General features: G+C 54.3%; 15 protein-coding genes and 1 tRNA gene. All 16 read right to left on the bottom strand.

Translation table 11 applies throughout. The features are described from left to right. A partial coding sequence (locus WC184_12970; protein ID MFA7478779.1) for a GTP-binding protein occupies nt 1–121 on the bottom strand: 121 nt, incomplete at its 3' end. Nucleotides 122–177: 56 nt separating this feature from the next. Beyond that, nucleotides 178–2,262, bottom strand: coding sequence for an elongation factor G (fusA, locus tag WC184_12975; GenBank protein MFA7478780.1), 2,085 nt, complete (start codon nt 2,260–2,262; stop codon nt 178–180). 134 nt (nt 2,263–2,396) lie between these two features. Then, nucleotides 2,397–2,867 (bottom strand): 30S ribosomal protein S7, encoded by a 471-nt coding sequence (rpsG, locus tag WC184_12980; protein ID MFA7478781.1) that lies wholly within the window; start codon nt 2,865–2,867, stop codon nt 2,397–2,399. 2 nt (nt 2,868–2,869) lie between these two features. Beyond that, on the bottom strand, nt 2,870–3,241 hold the full coding sequence (rpsL, locus tag WC184_12985) for a 30S ribosomal protein S12 (GenBank protein MFA7478782.1): 372 nt from the start codon (nt 3,239–3,241) through the stop codon (nt 2,870–2,872). Between the two features lie 164 nt (nt 3,242–3,405). Beyond that, the gene (locus WC184_12990; protein ID MFA7478783.1) at nt 3,406–7,332 is read right to left on the bottom strand and encodes a DNA-directed RNA polymerase subunit beta'; all 3,927 of its coding nucleotides are present in this window, start codon (nt 7,330–7,332) and stop codon (nt 3,406–3,408) included. 10 nt (nt 7,333–7,342) lie between these two features. Then, nucleotides 7,343–10,945 carry a DNA-directed RNA polymerase subunit beta gene (locus WC184_12995; protein MFA7478784.1) on the bottom strand — a complete coding sequence of 1,201 codons (3,603 nt, stop codon included), beginning with the start codon at nt 10,943–10,945 and terminating at the stop codon, nt 7,343–7,345. A 408-nt stretch (nt 10,946–11,353) separates the two neighbouring features. Then, complete coding sequence (gene rplL / locus WC184_13000; protein MFA7478785.1) at nt 11,354–11,731, bottom strand: 50S ribosomal protein L7/L12; 378 nt, start codon at nt 11,729–11,731, stop codon at nt 11,354–11,356. A gap of 1 nt (nt 11,732) precedes the next feature. Beyond that, on the bottom strand, nt 11,733–12,443 hold the full coding sequence (gene rplJ / locus WC184_13005; GenBank protein MFA7478786.1) for a 50S ribosomal protein L10: 711 nt from the start codon (nt 12,441–12,443) through the stop codon (nt 11,733–11,735). 247 nt (nt 12,444–12,690) lie between these two features. Beyond that, entirely contained in the window at nt 12,691–13,392 is a 702-nt protein-coding gene (rplA, locus tag WC184_13010) for a 50S ribosomal protein L1 (GenBank protein ID MFA7478787.1), read from the bottom strand. 64 nt (nt 13,393–13,456) lie between these two features. Further along, nucleotides 13,457–13,885: a 50S ribosomal protein L11 gene (gene rplK, locus WC184_13015; protein ID MFA7478788.1), complete on the bottom strand. Its 429-nt coding sequence runs from the start codon at nt 13,883–13,885 to the stop codon at nt 13,457–13,459. Between the two features lie 148 nt (nt 13,886–14,033). Then, nucleotides 14,034–14,819 carry a transcription termination/antitermination protein NusG gene (gene nusG, locus WC184_13020; GenBank protein MFA7478789.1) on the bottom strand — a complete coding sequence of 262 codons (786 nt, stop codon included), beginning with the start codon at nt 14,817–14,819 and terminating at the stop codon, nt 14,034–14,036. Continuing rightward, nucleotides 14,816–15,127: a preprotein translocase subunit SecE gene (secE, locus tag WC184_13025; GenBank protein ID MFA7478790.1), complete on the bottom strand. Its 312-nt coding sequence runs from the start codon at nt 15,125–15,127 to the stop codon at nt 14,816–14,818. The genes nusG and secE overlap by 4 nt, the downstream gene beginning before the upstream one ends. A gap of 66 nt (nt 15,128–15,193) precedes the next feature. Next, nucleotides 15,194–15,266 (bottom strand) — tRNA-Trp (locus WC184_13030). A gap of 421 nt (nt 15,267–15,687) precedes the next feature. Beyond that, entirely contained in the window at nt 15,688–16,455 is a 768-nt protein-coding gene (locus tag WC184_13035) for an RNA polymerase sigma factor (GenBank protein MFA7478791.1), read from the bottom strand. A gap of 111 nt (nt 16,456–16,566) precedes the next feature. Further along, nucleotides 16,567–16,728 carry a 50S ribosomal protein L33 gene (gene rpmG, locus WC184_13040; GenBank protein MFA7478792.1) on the bottom strand — a complete coding sequence of 54 codons (162 nt, stop codon included), beginning with the start codon at nt 16,726–16,728 and terminating at the stop codon, nt 16,567–16,569. Between the two features lie 91 nt (nt 16,729–16,819). After that, nucleotides 16,820–16,967: elongation factor Tu (locus WC184_13045; GenBank protein ID MFA7478793.1), on the bottom strand; the 148-nt coding region annotated here is incomplete at its 5' end.

A 16,967-nucleotide genomic window follows, 5' to 3' on the forward strand; every position in this document is an offset into this window, starting at 1 on the left:
GAAAAGCCTCAGCCAACACCGTCGAAATAGCCGCCGTCAACGTAGTCTTCCCATGGTCAATATGACCCATAGTCCCAATATTCACATGCGGCTTAGTACGCTCAAACTTAGCTTTAGACATCTTTAGGTGGATACCTTTCTTAACGTTCTCTTTTTGGTCCGGTTACGACTTAGCGATTACTCGCCTCGTACCCGGGCAACGATTTCTTCTTGAACCGCCACGGGCATCTGCTGGTACGAATGGAACTGCATGGTGTACGTGGCACGACCTTGAGTCCGGCTACGGAGGTCGGTGGCATATCCGAACATTTCGGACAGGGGCACTTCAGCCGTAATGGCTTGGCTATTGCCCCGTTGTTCGGTGCCCGCTAGGCGGCCCCGGCGGGACGACAAGTCACCCATAACGTCACCTAGGTAATCGTCTGGGGTGACCACCTCGACCTTCATAATCGGTTCGAGGAGAATTGGTTTGGCTTTGCGGGCAGCTTCTTTGTAAGCCATAACGCCAGCAATCTTGAACGCCATTTCCGATGAGTCCACATCGTGGAACTTACCGTCGAGCAGTGTGACCCTAACGTCAACCGTTGGGTAACCAGCCAGCACACCGGCAGTGAGCGATTCTTGGACACCAGCGTCGACAGATGGGATGTATTCCCTGGGGATACGACCGCCCACGATCTTGTCGATGAATTCGTAACCTTCACCAGGTTGGGTTGGCTCAAGCTTAATTTCCACCTCAGCGAACTGACCGGAACCACCGGTTTGCTTCTTGTGGGTGTAGGTGTAGCTATCGACCGTGGCGCTGATGGTTTCACGGTAGGCCACCTGGGGCTTACCAACGCTGGCATCTACGTTGAACTCGCGCAGCATGCGGTCGACCAGAACCTCAAGATGCAACTCGCCCATACCCGAAATTAGGGTTTGGCCAGTCTCCTCATCGGTCCGCACTTGGAACGTGGGATCTTCTTCGGCCAACGCATAAAGCGCCTTGGCCAATTTGTCTTGATCGGCCTTGGTCTTGGGCTCGACCGCCACTTGGATAACCGGTTCCGGGAACTCGAGAACTTCTAAGACGATGGGGTTCTTATCGTCGCAGAGAGTGTCACCAGTGCGAGTGTCTTTCAGACCAATACCTGCCACAATATGACCTGCCGAAACGTCGTCGCGGTCGATGCGGTCGTTGGCGTGCATTTCTACAATGCGGCCAATACGTTCCTTCTTGCCGGTACGGGCATTCAGAACCGTGTCACCCTTGTTGATCTTGCCAGAGTAAACCCGGAAATAGGTGAGACGACCGTGAGGGTCGGCCACGATCTTGAATGCTAGGGCTGAGAACGGTGCTGTATCGGAAGCTTCTCGGGTGATTTCTTCGCCACCGCGCAAGCTTTGGCCGACCACTGGGGGCAGATCAATAGGCGAGGGTAGATAGTAAACCACGGCGTCGAGTAAAGGTTGTACACCCTTGTTTTTGAACGCCGAACCGCACATCACCGGCACAATTTCGTTTGCCAAGGTGGCGTTACGAATGGCAGCACGGATTTCGTCAGCTGAAATCTCTTCGTCGCCAGCGTACTTTTCGAAGATATTTTCATCGAAGCCGCTAAGCACGTCGAGCAGGTTTTCACGCCACATTTCGGCGTCGTCCACCATGTCAGCTGGAATATCAACGATATCGAAAGACGCACCTAGATCTTCTTCGTGCCAAATAACGGCATTCATTTCGACTAGATCGACAACGCCTTTAAATTCGCTTTCAGCACCAATGGGCAGCTGAATAATGGCAATGTTGGCACCCAGTCGATCAACAATTGTGTCGGCCGCAGCTAGGAAGTTAGCGCCAATGCGATCCATCTTGTTGATGAAACAAATGCGGGGCACATGATACTTGTTGGCCTGACGCCACACGGTTTCTGACTGGGGTTCAACACCAGCCACGCCGTCGAACACAGCAACCGCGCCATCGAGCACACGAAGCGAACGCTCTACCTCAACGGTGAAGTCGACGTGGCCCGGGGTGTCGATGATGTTAATGGTGTGATCACGCCAGTGAGCGGTGGTGGCAGCTGAGGTGATGGTGATACCACGCTCTTGTTCTTGCACCATCCAGTCCATGGTGGCGCCACCTTCGTGGGTTTCACCGATCTTGTAGTTACGCCCGGTGTAAAACAGGATGCGTTCGGTGGTGGTGGTTTTGCCCGCATCAATGTGGGCCATAATCCCGAGATTTCGGGTGTGCTCAAGGCTGGAACGACTTTGACTCATGGTGAGAAGCTCTTTAGTGGCGAGAGTGCGGGGGATATGGGGTGAAGGAAAGAAACAATGTGGTTAACGCAGTCACGCCGCAACCCACCAAGGTGAGTCACGGCGAAACTATTAGAACTTAGGTGAAATAGTTACTACCAACGGTAGTGGGCGAACGCCTTGTTCGCTTCGGCCATCTTATGGGTATCTTCACGACGCTTAATCGCCGAGCCGACACCGTTTGAGGCATCAAGAATTTCATTTGCTAGACGCTCGGCCATGGTGCGCTCGCGGCGCTGACGGGAATAGCCGATCACCCAACGAATAGCCAGCGCATTAGCGCGGCGGGGACGAACTTCAATAGGTACCTGATAGGTAGCACCACCCACGCGACGACTCTTCACTTCGAGCTGGGGCTTCACGTTATCGATAGCCCGCTTGAGGGTAGCGGTGGGTTCGGAACCAGTTTTTTGCTCGACCATCTCGAGCGCATCATAAACAATGCCCTCAGCCAGGGTGCGCTTGCCTTTACGCATGGTTTTGTTCACGATCTGGGTAACCAAAACCGAATGGTAGATAGGATCTGGCATTAGCTCACGACGGGGAGCTGGGCCTTTACGAGGCATCTTTAGCCCTCTTTCTTGGCGCCGTAGCGGCTACGAGCTTGCTTGCGGTCGCGAACCCCAGAAGAGTCGAGCGTGCCGCGGATTACTTTGTAACGCACACCGGGAAGGTCTTTCACACGACCGCCGCGAACCAACACGATGGAGTGCTCTTGGAGGTTATGACCTTCGCCTGGGATGTACGCGGTTACTTCAATTCCGGTGGATAGACGGACACGAGCAACCTTACGAAGGGCCGAGTTCGGCTTCTTGGGGGTGCTGGTATAGACACGGGTGCACACACCACGGCGCTGTGGTGCGCCTTTAAGTGCAGGTGTCGGCGCCTTAGAAGGTTTAGACTGGCGACCCTGACGGACCAGTTGCTGGATGGTGGGCACAAAGACCTCTCGAAATTGTTCTCGGACAGACACGGCCATACGTCAAGTCGCATTGGGCCGACTGTTTATCTTATGGGGTTAGATTGGAATTCGGCAAACCTCTCACCAAAACGTGTTAGAGAGGTTTGCCGAAGTTGAATAGAAAAATATTGGTCGGTTAAACCCTAGCTAGCCGGTTCGCTCAGGCCAGGCGTAATGCCAGCATCGGCTTGAGCTTTGTGGCTGGCGGCCAGGAAATCGGAAAGGCTTTGCTCTTCCCCATCGCTTGAGTAGTACTCCATGCGCTGGTAGTCAGGCGCCACCGTTTCGACATCGCGGTATTCGGTCAAACCGGTACCGGCTGGGATCAACTTACCAATAATGATGTTCTCTTTGAGGCCCAACAGAGAATCAGAACGTGATTCAATGGCGGCTTCAGTAAGAACACGAGTGGTTTCCTGGAAAGACGCTGCTGATAGCCACGATTCAGTAGCCAAGGAAGCCTTGGTAATTCCCATTAACTCGGGACGACCTTCAGCCGGGGTCTTTCCTTCTTGGACCAACAAACGGTTGGTATCGGCATACTGCTTTTGATCAACACGTTCACCCGGCAAGAAATCGGAATCGCCCGGTTCTTGCACAGCCACTCGACGGGTCATTTGACGCACGATCAGCTCGATGTGCTTATCGGCAATGGAAACGCCCTGGTCGCGGTAAACCTTTTGCACCTCTTCGACAAGGTACATTTGGGTTTCACGCACACCGCGGATCTCAATTAGTTCCTTGGGATCACGAGGACCTTCCACCAAAGCGTCACCGGCTTCGATGGTGTCGCCATCGCGTACTTCGAGGCGGGCCAAGTTAGGAATGGTGTACGACTCTTCGGTGTCGCCATCGTCAGCCACAATTGTGACCAGACGGTCTTTACCTTCGTCTTCCACAATTCGGACTACGCCCGAAATTCGCGCCAGGGTGGCCTTACCTTTAGGACTACGGGCTTCGAAGAGCTCAACCACTCGGGGCAAACCACCGGCGATGTCGCCACCAGCGGCAATACCACCGGTATGGAAGGTACGCATGGTGAGCTGAGTACCAGGTTCACCAATTGACTGAGCAGCAATAACACCGACCGCTTCGCCCATTTCGATGGTTTGTCCGGTCGCCAAAGAGCGGCCGTAGCATTTGGCACAAACACCATATTCGGCCTGGCAAGTTAGCACCGAGCGCAACCGTACCCGCGTGACTTCGGGGTCGTCACGCAATATTGCCATCTCGGTTTCGCCTACTTCGGTACCAGCTTCGATGACTGAACCGTCGGACAGCGTGACGTCGGCGGCCAAGGTACGGCCAAAGAGCCGGGTTTCAAGATAGGTTCGTTTGTTGGGCTTGTCCGGGCTTACATCCTCAAGCCAAGTGCCACGAACCGGCGAACCATCAGAAGCACAGTCGTACTCACGGATGATGAGTTCTTGGGCGACGTCGACCAGACGCCGGGTTAGATAACCCGAGTCGGCAGTACGCAGGGCGGTGTCAACCAAACCCTTACGGGCACCAGGAGTTGAAATGAAGTACTCGAGCATTTCGAGCCCTTCACGGAAGTTGCTCTTAATGGGACGCGGAATCATGTCACCACGAGGGTTAGCCACCAAGCCTCGCATACCAGCGATCTGGCGAACCTGCACCATGTTTCCTCGAGCACCAGAGCCCACCATCATGTCGATCGGGTTGAAGTGATCAGCGGCCAAGGCAGCTTCCATTGCAGCCCGCACCTTATCGGTGGCGTCGTTCCAGATTTCGACTTCTTTCTGGCGACGTTCACCGTCGGTGATGATGCCCCGGCGGAACTGTTGTTCCACCAGTTCGGTTTCAGCCTCGTGCGATTCGAGGATGCCCTTCTTCTCAACAGGCGTCTTCACGTCGTTGATTGAAATTGTGAGACCAGAACGCGAGGCGTATTCAAAGGCAATAGCTTTTAGCGCATCGAGGCTTCTGGCTACCACTGCCTTGGGATACTCATTTGCCAAACGGTCGACAATCTCACCAATGTGGCGCTTCTTCACTACTTCGTTAACGAAGCCGAAGTCTTCTGGCAGCGCCTCGTTGAAGAACACCCGTCCTGGTGTGGTCTTCATGCCGATCACACGGCCGTCTTCATCGATCGGAGCGTGACGACGGTCGCGCCATTCGATCTCGGCGTGCAGGGTGATTTCACCAGCTTCGTAAGCACGTTCTAAGGCGTGGAGGTGCTTAAAGACCTTGCCTTCACCCTTGTCGCCTTCCACCAATTCAGTGAGGTAGAAAGCACCAATCACCATGTCTTGGGTTGGGGTTACCAACGGACGGCCATGGGCTGGGGAAAGCACGTTGTTAGCGCTAAGCATAAGCACTCGGGCTTCGGCTTGAGCTTCCGCAGAAAGTGGCAGGTGTACAGCCATCTGGTCACCGTCGAAATCGGCGTTGAAAGCAGTACATACCAAGGGGTGAATTTGAATCGCTTTACCTTCAACCAAGACCGGTTCGAAGGCCTGAATACCCAAGCGGTGCAAGGTTGGAGCACGGTTCAACATCACGGGGTGTTCTTTAATTACATCTTCAAGAACATCCCAAACTTGGGGACGACGACGCTCGACCATGCGCTTCGCCGACTTGATGTTTTGAGCCAGCTCTTCATCAACCAGCTTCTTCATCACGAAAGGCTTGAATAGCTCGAGTGCCATCAGCTTAGGCAAACCGCACTGGTGCAGCTTCAGGGTGGGGCCAACCACAATCACCGAACGACCCGAGTAGTCGACTCGCTTACCCAACAGGTTCTGGCGGAAGCGGCCTTGCTTGCCCTTCAACATGTCAGAGAGAGACTTCAGCGGACGGTTACCAGGCCCGGTTACCGGACGACCACGACGACCATTATCGAAGAGGGCGTCAACAGCTTCTTGGAGCATCCGCTTTTCGTTGTTGACAATGATTTCGGGGGCACCCAAGTCGATGAGTCGCTTGAGGCGGTTATTTCGGTTAATGACCCGGCGATACAAGTCGTTCAAGTCGGACGTGGCGAAACGGCCACCGTCGAGTTGCACCATGGGGCGCAGCTCGGGCGGAATTACTGGCACCACGTCGAGAATCATGGCCGAGGGATCGTTGACCCGACGACCATTTTCGTCGCGACGGTTGAAGGCCGAAACGATCTTTAGACGTTTGATGGCCTTTTGACGACGTTGTGCTGACAAGGGACGGCCGCCATCAACAGGGTCGATAGCTTCACGAAGCTTGATTTCTTCGTCGTCGAAATCGATCCGGCCGATCAAGCGCTTAATCGCCTCGGCACCCATGCCGCCTTCGAAATAATCGCTGTAGTTTTCAACCAGAGCGGCCCACAACTCTTCGTCTTCCACAATTTGGCGGGCGAAGAGACCTTTGAACTCGTCAAAGGCGCGCTGCAAGGTTTCGATTTCTGATTCGTAACGCTCACGGGTAGACGCCATCTCTTTTTCAGCCGCACGTTGGCGAGCCTTCAATTCGGCGTCTTTAGCCCCATCTTTTTCTAGTTGCGCAATTTCAGCTTCCACTGACTCGGCAATGCCAGCCAGTTCGAGTTGCATCTCACGTTCGATCAGCTCGCGCTCTTCAGCCAGCTCAACCTCAAGGTTGGGCAGGTCTTCATGGCGACGCTCTTCATCAACCCAGGTAACTAGGTTAGCGGCGAAGTAAATGACCTTTTCGAGCTGCTTAGCCTTCAACTCTTCACGGGGTTGGGTACCCATGAGCAGATAGGCCAACCAGGAACGAGTGCCGCGCAGGTACCAAATGTGGCACGCCGGTGCCGCTAATTCAATATGGCCCATACGTTCGCGACGCACTTTGGAGCGAGTTACTTCGACCCCACAACGCTCGCAAATGATGCCCTTGAAACGCACTCGCTTGTACTTACCGCAAGAGCATTCCCAGTCTTTGGTAGGACCAAAGATCTTCTCGCAGAAAAGACCTTCCTTCTCGGGCTTTAGGGTTCGGTAGTTAATAGTCTCAGGCTTTTTGACCTCTCCGTTAGACCATGAACGGATGGAGTCTGCTGTGGCGAGGCCAATACGCAGTTGGTCAAAATTATTGACGTCGAGCATTCAGTTCCTCTCAGGCCCGACCGACACGGCGGCGGGCGTCCTCTTCGTCACTACCACGCTCGGGACGAGATAGGTCGATGCCTAGCTCCTCAGCCGTGCGGAAAATATCTTCGTCAAGCTCGCGCATTTCGATTTCTTCACCAGTGGTGGAGAGCACCTCAACGTTCAAGCACAGGGCCTGCATTTCCTTGATGAGCACCTTAAAGCTCTCGGGAATACCAGGTTCGGGGATGTTCTCACCCTTCACGATCGACTCATAGACCTTCACCCGGCCAAGCACATCGTCACTCTTAATGGTGAGCAGTTCTTGGAGGCAATAGGCGGCACCGTAGGCTTCCAACGCCCACACTTCCATCTCACCAAAGCGCTGGCCACCGAATTGGGCCTTACCACCAAGGGGTTGCTGGGTGATCATCGAGTATGGACCGGTTGAACGGGCGTGAATCTTGTCGTCAACAAGGTGGGCCAGCTTCAAGATGTACATGTAACCCACGGTGATGGGGTTGTCGTAGGCTTCACCGGTTCGACCGTTGTACAAGGTAACTTTGCCATCGGTTTGCATGAGGCGGCCGTTGTCGCCATAACGGGGATCGGCTGCTTCGGGATGCAAGCCACCAAAGATTTCCTTGATGGTGGGGTGTTTGCCCGAATCAAACTTCTCGTCCCAGTTAGCGCCGTCGAACACCGGGGTTGCCACCAGTGTTGAAGGCGGAGTGTTGGGGCGAGTCTTGGTTTCAGTGCCTCGAATCGGGGCGTCACCTACGTTCGAGTAGCCCTCATCGGTGAGATCCCAGCCCCAGCGGGCGGCGTAACCCAAATGCGATTCAAGCACCTGACCTACGTTCATTCGTGAAGGGACACCGAGTGGGTTCAACAAAATGTCGACCGGGGTACCGTCGGCCAAGAAGGGCATATCTTCGATGGGAAGAATACGGGAAATAACACCCTTGTTACCGTGACGCCCAGCCAACTTGTCACCAACGCTGATCTTGCGCTTTTGACCTACGTACACCCGTACTAGCTGGTTTACGCCAGGGGGAAGTTCGTCGCCCTCGTCGCGATTGAAGACCTTAACGTCGATAATTTTACCCGACTCACCGTGAGGCACCTTCAACGAGGTGTCACGCACTTCACGGGCTTTTTCGCCAAAGATGGCCCGTAGTAAGCGCTCTTCTGGGGTCAGTTCGGTTTCACCCTTGGGCGTTACTTTACCAACCAGCACATCGCCCGCGTCGACCTCGGCACCGATGCGGATAATGCCGCGTTCGTCGAGGTCGGCCAGGATATCTTCCGAAAGGTTCGGGATATCACGGGTGATTTCTTCGGGGCCAAGTTTGGTGTCGCGAGCGTCGATTTCGTGTTCGTGGATATGGATCGACGTGAGCACGTCGTCTTTCACCAAACGCTCTGACAAAATGATGGCGTCTTCGTAGTTGTAACCTTCCCAGGGCATAAAGGCCACCAGCAGGTTTTTGCCAAGCGCCAACTCACCGTTTTCGGTAGAAGGACCATCGGCCAACAGATCGCCCTTGGCTACGCGCTGGCCCACCTCAACACGTGGCTTTTGGTTAAAGCAGGTGTCTTGGTTTGAGCGCTCAAACTTCATCAGACGGTAAATCTTGCGACCCAAATTGTCGTATTGAAGAGTGACGGTGCGGCCATCAACATCAACCACTTCACCGTCGTCTTGGGCGAGCACCATGTCGGCAGCATCGCGGGCCGCAACACCTTCCATACCGGTTCCGATATAAGGCGATTCGGCTGAAATTAGCGGTACGGCCTGGCGCTGCATGTTGGCACCCATAAGGGCCCTGTTAGCGTCGTCATGTTCCAAGAAGGGAATAAGTGCCGCCGCCACCGAAACGATCTGCTTCGGCGAAACGTCCATTAGTTGAACTTCGTCTGGCGACACCGATGAAATTTCGGTGGTCGAACCGAAGAACACGTCGCGTTCAAGCTGGAGTTTCAGCTCGCCCAAAGTTGCCGCCTGGGGTGAACGACGCACCATCACGCGATCGTCGGCGAAGGTGCCATCGTCGTGCAAAGGCGTGTTCGCCTGGGCGACTACGTACTCTTCTTCTTCATCCGCCGAGAGGTAAACCACTTCATCGGTGGCTTTTCCGTGTTCAACCTTACGGTACGGCGATTCGATGAAACCAAAGGTATTAACTCGGGCATACGAGCTAAGCGCCCCGATTAGACCAATGTTCGGGCCTTCTGGAGTTTCAATCGGGCACATACGGCCGTAATGCGAGAAGTGAACGTCACGCACTTCGAAACCGGCCCGCTCCCGAGACAAACCACCGGGGCCAAGCGCGTTCAGACGACGACGGTGGGTAAGCCCCGAAAGGGGGTTGACCTGGTCCATGAACTGCGAAAGCTGGCTAGTGCCGAAGAATTCTTTGATCGACGCCACCACGGGGCGGATGTTGATCAGTGTTTGGGGCGTAATGGCCTCAACGTCTTGAGTGGTCATGCGCTCGCGCACCACCCGCTCCATACGGGAAAGACCAATGCGCACCTGGTTTTGGATTAGCTCGCCCACCGAACGGATCCGGCGGTTGGCGAAGTGGTCTTGGTCGTCGAGACGGTAGCCCGGCTCGGCGTTGACCAGGTTCAACAAGTAGGTGCTGGCGGCCAGAATTTCGGCCGGTGTCAGTACTGACTGGTCGGGCTCGGGACGTTCGAGTTGAATCTTGAAGATCTGCTCGAGACGGTCGATTTCAGGGCCAAGCTTGCGGTTCAGCTTGTACCGACCAACACGAGAAAGGTCGTAGCGACGGTTCTCGAAGAAGGCATTCTTGAAATATGCCCGGGCTGATTCAACGTTGGCGGGCTCGCCTGGGCGGGCACGCTTGTAGATTTCTACCAGCGCTTCTTCTTGAGTGGGGGCAACAGTCTTGTCTTTTTCCCACTGGCCTTCGAGGAAGTCGAAGTGGCGTACGAAGGCGTCGAGGAAGCCGGGGTAGTTTTCTTCGTCGTAGCCAAGAGCACGCAGCAAAACGAAAATGCTGAGACGGCGTTTGCGGGCGATACGAGTACCAGCGGTGACGTCTTTACCTGGCTTTTGCTCAACGTCGAACTCGATCCATTCGCCACGGTAAGGGTGAATGGTGCCAGTGACCAACTGGTGCTTAGAAAGGTTACGCAGACGGTAGCGCTCACCAGGTTGGAAGATAACGCCAGGTGACCGAACCAGCTGTGACACCACGACACGCTCGGTACCGTTGATAATGAAGGTGCCTTTTTCGGTCATCATGGGGAAATCACCCATGAAAACGGTTTGCTCCTTGATTTCACCCGTTTGGGCGTTCATGAAGCGGGCGCGCACAAAGATAGGCGCGCTATAGGTCATATCCTTTTCTTTGCATTCGTCCACCGAATATTTGGGTGGAGGACGAAGATCTTCATCGTTAGGATCGAATTCCAGCTCAAGCTGGAGATTCTCAGTGAAGTCTTTGATGGGGCTGATGTCTGCAAAGGTTTCAGCCAGCCCGTGATTTAGGAACCAATCGAACGATTCACGTTGAATGGCGATGAGGTCAGGAAGTTCCAGAACCTCATCTAGGTTCCCAAATGAATAGCGGGCCCGGGCAGTAGTGCGAGAGGACAACTAGATGACTCCTCAAACGGGGCGAGGCGCGAGCGGAAAGACCATGCTGAGACGCGTTTGCGCTAACACCAAAGAGTGAGAACACGAACAGGCAAGCACGGCAACTAGATAGCCTATCGACTTTTATGGGGAAGAATCAACCCGTTGCTTGCACAAAGTGCAGCTAGCCGTTCGCTGCCCTTATGTATGGGCGCTTTTTGAAGCGGCCTATGCCATCTCGCTGCTGATTTTTCCCGTTAAGAGGAATTGCTGTTCACATATAATCTGTTCACATATAATAAGGACAGTTACCAAAGCGGTCAAGGTTATCTAAGACGATTGTAACGATCGCACCCGGGGCTAAAACGACAAAACCCCAAATGGTGGCCAAGCCAAACCATTTGGGGTTAAGTGCTTTAAAAGCAGATACTACTTGAGCTCTACCGAAGCGCCAGCGGCTTCCAAGGTTGCCTTGGCCTTTTCGGCATCTTCCTTCGAAACCTTCTCGAGGATGGCCTTGGGAGCATTGTCCACGAGATCCTTGGCTTCCTTCAGACCCAAGCTGGTGATGGTACGAACTTCCTTCACCACTTGAATCTTCTTGTCGCCAGCCGCGGTAAGTACCACGTCGAACTCGTCTTGCTCTTCAGCAGCAGCTTCGCCGCCACCACCAGCGCCAGCAACTGCGGCCACGGCCACAGGAGCAGCGGCGGAAACGCCGAAGCGCTCTTCAAAGTCAGCCAGCAGTTCGCTCAACTCGAGCACGGTCATGCCGGAAATTGCATCCAGGATTTCATCCTTGGTCATTTCAACTCTCCTCAGTGTCTGCGTCGGCAGCACCGACGGATTCTTCTTGGGCCGGAGCTTCAGGGGCCTCGGCGTCTTGTGGTGCTTCCGCAGCCTCGGGGGCTTCGGAGGATTCTGGCGCAGCAGCCGATGCTGCTTGGTCAGTGTCGGTGGTGGCAGCCGGGGCATCGGATGCTCCGCCGGCTTCAATTAGTGCTGATAGCCCGTAAGCAAAGTTGCGAGGCAAGGCCTGCAACAAACCAGCAAACTTGGTCATTGGCGCTGCGAAGCCACCAGCCAAACGAGCGAGTAGTTCTTCGCGTGGCGCAATGTCAGCCAAAGCTTTGGCATCGGCGGAGGAAAGTACCTTGCCGCCCAATACACCACCCTTTACTACCAAGGCCGGATTCGACTTCGCGAAATCTCGCAGCACTTTGGCGACATCAACTGCGTCGCCGGGGCTTCCGTCAGGCTTAGTAGTTACAAAGGCAATAGCGGTAGGACCAGTGAGCATTTCCTCAAGTGGCCATTCGCTAGCTCTCGCCGCAATGGAGACCAAAGTGTTTTTGTACACCTTGTACTCGCCACCAGCAGCCGTAAGTTCGCGACGCAACTGCGAAACGTTCGCAACGTTAAGACCTCGATATTCGGTCACCAACACCGCCGAAGTCTCGTCAAAACGAGTCTTAATCTCGTCTACAACTGCAACTTTTTCTTGTCTTGGGTTTTCCATCAGCACCTCCTTCCTCATAATTCGGGGCCGTGATATTCGGCCGCATGAATCGCCTGCGTGTTCACAAGACGATGGGGCACTCGCGATAGACAGACACGGGTGCCCCAGCTAAGGAGGTTCCGCCTCGTCGGGCCAGCTATCGCTGTTTAAGTGTTCGGTTGAACCGCTCACACCTGATGTCTATGGCAAGAGTATTTAGTTGACAGCCAACCTAGCGCTGACTGTTAAAAACTTGTATTTAAGACTTCTAATCCTCGTCGGGCTTCAAACGGTGTGCATCCACTTTGATACCAGGACCCATGGTGGAAGCAACGGTGATTCGCCGTATGTAACGCCCCTTGGAAGAAGCTGGCTTCATACGGTTTAGCTCATCCATTACGGTGGTCATGTTGGCCAACAGCGCAGGAGTATCGAAATCGACCTTACCGATTGGCACGTGAATGTTGCCGTAACGGTCGGTGCGATACTCAACCTTGCCGCCTTTGAAATCGGCAACGGCCTTGCCGACATCGGGGGTCACGGTACCGGTCTTTGGGTTCGGCATTAGGCCACGAGGCCCCAAAACACGACCTAGTTTACCAACGGTTGGCATTAGCTCGGGGGTCGAGATGGCAACGTCGAAGTCGAGCATGCCACCTTCAACTTCAGCGGCGAACTCTTCGCCACCCACAAAATCGGCACCAGCTTCGCGAGCAGCAGTGGCGGCTTCGCCTTCAGCAAAAACGGCGATCCGCACGTCTTTACCGGTACCTGAAGGCAACGCCACGGTACCACGCATCATCTGATCGGCCTTGCGGGGGTCTACGCCTAAGCGAACCGCAAGCTCAACCGTCTCGTTGAACTTGGCGGAAGCGAGTTGCTTCACCAGCTCGATAGCTTCGGCGGCTGAATGCTCGTACTCGTGATCGTATTTCTTAGACGCGTCAGCGTACTTCTTACCTTTCGCCATACGGCTCCCTCTCAAATCTCGGCCCTAGGTGAGGTGGTCCTAGAGCGTCGTCGGATATAGAAATTTAGCCTTCGACCTTGATGCCCATCGAGCGTGCCGTGCCAGCAATTTGCAGCTTGGCGGCCTCGATGTCATTGGCGTTCAGGTCGGGCATTTTGGTTTGGGCGATCTCGGCTACCTGAGCATCGGTCAGAGTACCAGCGGTGGCCTTACCAGGAGTGGAAGCCGCCTTCTCAAGACCAGCCGCTTCGCGGATTAACACCGTGGTGGGCGGGGTCTTGGTAATAAAGGTGAAGCTACGATCTTCAAAAACGGTGATTTCAACCGGGATAATGGTGCCGCGTTGTGCCTCGGTACGGGCGTTATATTCTTTGCAGAAATCCATGATGGCCACACCGTGGGGACCAAGAGCGGTACCTACTGGGGGTGCTGGCGTGGCTGCACCTGCTGGGATCTGGATCTTAACGACCGCAACGACCTTCTTTTTGGCCATGTTGTTCCTCTACCTAACCAATGGCCGTACCCGACCATAGAAAACCTGCCCCAACAATAGGGGCGACGAATAAGTTTGCCTTAAATAGCCACTAGCTGCCAACCCGACCAGCATTAGGTTCTGCCCGCTACGGGCTACCTTGAGACCTTTACAGCTTCGCTATTTGTGAGAACTCCAGCTCAACTGGTGTTTCACGGCCGAAAATGTTTACCAGAACCTTGACCTTCAGCTGGTCTTCGTTCAGCTCAACAATCTCACCGGAGAAATCAGCGAACGGGCCTTCCTTAACTCGAACCGTTTCACCCATTTCATATTCCAGAAGCGGCTTACCACGTTTAACGGGCAGCTCTTCACCTTCCACCTTCGACTGCAAGAAGGTTTCTACATCTTTGCGGCGAAGCGCAGTTGGCTTAGCCCCTTGACCTACGAAACCGGTAACACCAGGGGTGTTGCGAATTACGTACCACGAGTCGTCGTCTAGCTCGCAACGCACCAAAAGGTAACCCGGGAAGAGCTTCTTTTGTACGACAACTTTCTTGCCGTTTTTGACGTCGACCACGTCTTCCAACGGAATAACAATTTCGTGGATGCGGTCTTCCATGTTCATGGAAGTGGTACGAGCCTCAAGGTTGGTCTTCACCTTTTTCTCGTAACCCGACTGGGTGTGGACCACATACCAGCGACCAGGGCGATCGTACGGGCTTTGAACCCTGGGGGCCGCTGCTTCCACTAGCAAGTCATCAGCATCAGTGACTTCTACTTCTTCATCACTGCCGCCTTGTTCGGGCGCGCCATCGGCTACCTCGGCGGCATTAACCGTTGTCGCAGCCTGATCAGTTTCAGCCAGCGATGCATTAGGGGTGTCTGCTTCGACCTCACCTTGTGGGTCGTTAGCGTCATCAATCATAGGGTTTTCAGTTTCAGGATCATTCATCGTTCGATAACCCACAGCACAGCCTTACCAAAGCCGTAATCGAAGACACCGATAAGCGCCGTCATTACCACGATCACAATAAGTACAATGATGCTGTACTGAATCACTTCGGGACGGCTAGGCCAGTTGACTTTGCGAAGCTCGCTGCGTACTTCACGCAGGAATTGTGGAGCTGAGGCGCGTGCTTCTGTGGCGCTGCTGGCCTTGGTTGCTCGCTGGGGTTGGCGAGATTGCGCTACCGGGGCCCCGTCGGCATCGACTTGACCTTGGCGTTGCATCATGCGCTTTTGTTCTCGGTTCATCGCCATGACGACAGCCTTCTTTTTACTTCCAAAGCCCCTCGCAACGGTTTAATGCACGAGAGACACGCTGAGCAGGGCAGGAGGGACTCGAACCCCCAACCTTCGGTTTTGGAGACCGGTGCTCTACCAATTGAGCTACTGCCCTAGGGTTGAACTACGACATGCTAGCACCGCTAGCAACAAAACTACCTAGTCGGAATGTCAATCATTAGCCTATCGGACGCGGTTTTCGCACTGCTACCGCGATGACGCCACCCACGGTCAAGGCCCCCGAGACTGCCATCAAAAATTGCCATCGGCGGCCTAGGTTTAGCCGTTGGGTGTTTGAGACGTCAGGATCACCATAAAGCGGCCTAACCGGAGCTGCACTGTTAGATAACAAGGTACTGAGCAAGCTGGGGCCGGGATCGAGGTAGGTATTACGAAGTTGTTCTAAACCCCGTTGTATCCTTTTCTCACGAGCAAGCGCTGCTTGGCAGCTTAAACAATCCGGTGAACGAACCCGTGAACCGGTGGGCACAGCCGCAAAACGCCATGTTGCCCTATCAAAAATTCGGCGATGATGATCACAACGCATTGGCACTAACCGCGATAGTTCGATCATCCGAAACTGGCTCTCGCTCAGGGTTGCCACCGTCAAGCGGCTGCACATCTTCTTGAAACTCAGCGGTCTCGCCATCTGAAGCGTCATCGATGTCGATACGTTCCGGGTACATTAACTCGCGTAGCCGTTTGCGCCCACGATGCAAACGCACTTTGCTGGCGGTCTGGGTGATCTTTAGTTCTTTTGAAATCTCATCGTGCGACCAGTCATACACATCGTGCAGCACCAAGACCGCTCGTTGACGAGGTGGTAACACCGCCAAAGACTTCTTCAGCTTTTCTTGCCAAACCCAGGCTTCGGCCCGGGCTTCGGGATTAGTGGCCTGCTGTTCGTCGGGCGCATACATTTCGTCGTTTAGATGAACGTGCCGATGCCGTTCGCGCCGCCCAAGGTGTGTTGAAGCACAATTCACTGTAATTCGATACAACCAGGTGGTGAACCGTGCGTCGCCACGAAATTTCGGCAAGGCCCTAAAGGCACGCAAGTACGTTTCTTGTACTACATCGGAAGCGTCAGCTTCATTGCCCATCAGTCGCTGCGCCAGCGTAAAGGTTTCCACATAGGTAGCCCGCACAAGTTGAGCGAATGCTTCTTCATCGCCCTCTTTGGCCCGGGGTAATACCTCGGCTTCAAGCTGTTCCACGCTGAGCGGCCTTGAGGCATACGAGTACGGCACCCGCAACCTCGCGTCAGGACCAAGTGGGCTAATAGGACTTACGGTTTCAGACATTATTTCAGTTTCACCACCATCAACTCCACCGACCTTAACACGCCCATAAACGCACTAACGCCCGACCCCAAAAGTTGGTCGGGCGTTAGTTAAAGCTTCGTTAGCTAATAGCTAGCGAGTTTCCTTATGCAAGGTGTGCATACGGTCCCAGCGGCAATACTTCTTGAGCTCAATACGCTCACGCTGGTTGGTTTTGTTCTTAGTAGTGATGTAATTGCGACGCTTGCAGGTCTGGCACTCAAGAGTGACATCCACTCGCTTTTCATTAGCCATTACGGCTCCTCAAGGTTTAATTCGGTCGGGACACCCGGTGTGTGCCCATCAGACCTTTAACAAAAACAAATAACGGTTGGAAAGAGTTCTCTTAGGCGAGGATTTTGGTGACGCGACCAGCACCAACAGTACGCCCACCCTCACGAATAGCAAACCGCAAACCCTCATCCATAGCAATCGGAGCAATCAACTCAACCCGCATCTCCGTATTATCACCAGGCATACACATCTCAGTACCC

Source organism: Acidimicrobiia bacterium (assembly GCA_041676705.1).
GTDB lineage: Bacteria > Actinomycetota > Acidimicrobiia > Acidimicrobiales > SKKL01 > Actinomarinicola.

What these genes read in the sequence shown, in the direction of transcription:
- fusA (MFA7478780.1), bottom strand. Translation starts at nt 2,262, where the DNA reads ATGAGTCAAAGTCGTTCCAGCCTTGAGCACACCCGAAATCTCGGGATT.
- rpsG (MFA7478781.1), bottom strand. Translation starts at nt 2,867, where the DNA reads ATGCCTCGTAAAGGCCCAGCTCCCCGTCGTGAGCTAATGCCAGATCCT.
- WC184_12990 (MFA7478783.1), bottom strand. Translation starts at nt 7,332, where the DNA reads ATGCTCGACGTCAATAATTTTGACCAACTGCGTATTGGCCTCGCCACA.
- rplL (MFA7478785.1), bottom strand. Translation starts at nt 11,731, where the DNA reads ATGACCAAGGATGAAATCCTGGATGCAATTTCCGGCATGACCGTGCTC.
- rplJ (MFA7478786.1), bottom strand. Translation starts at nt 12,443, where the DNA reads ATGGAAAACCCAAGACAAGAAAAAGTTGCAGTTGTAGACGAGATTAAG.
- rplA (MFA7478787.1), bottom strand. Translation starts at nt 13,392, where the DNA reads ATGGCGAAAGGTAAGAAGTACGCTGACGCGTCTAAGAAATACGATCAC.
- rplK (MFA7478788.1), bottom strand. Translation starts at nt 13,885, where the DNA reads ATGGCCAAAAAGAAGGTCGTTGCGGTCGTTAAGATCCAGATCCCAGCA.
- nusG (MFA7478789.1), bottom strand. Translation starts at nt 14,819, where the DNA reads ATGAATGATCCTGAAACTGAAAACCCTATGATTGATGACGCTAACGAC.
- secE (MFA7478790.1), bottom strand. Translation starts at nt 15,127, where the DNA reads ATGGCGATGAACCGAGAACAAAAGCGCATGATGCAACGCCAAGGTCAA.
- WC184_13035 (MFA7478791.1), bottom strand. Translation starts at nt 16,455, where the DNA reads ATGTCTGAAACCGTAAGTCCTATTAGCCCACTTGGTCCTGACGCGAGG.
- rpmG (MFA7478792.1), bottom strand. Translation starts at nt 16,728, where the DNA reads ATGGCTAATGAAAAGCGAGTGGATGTCACTCTTGAGTGCCAGACCTGC.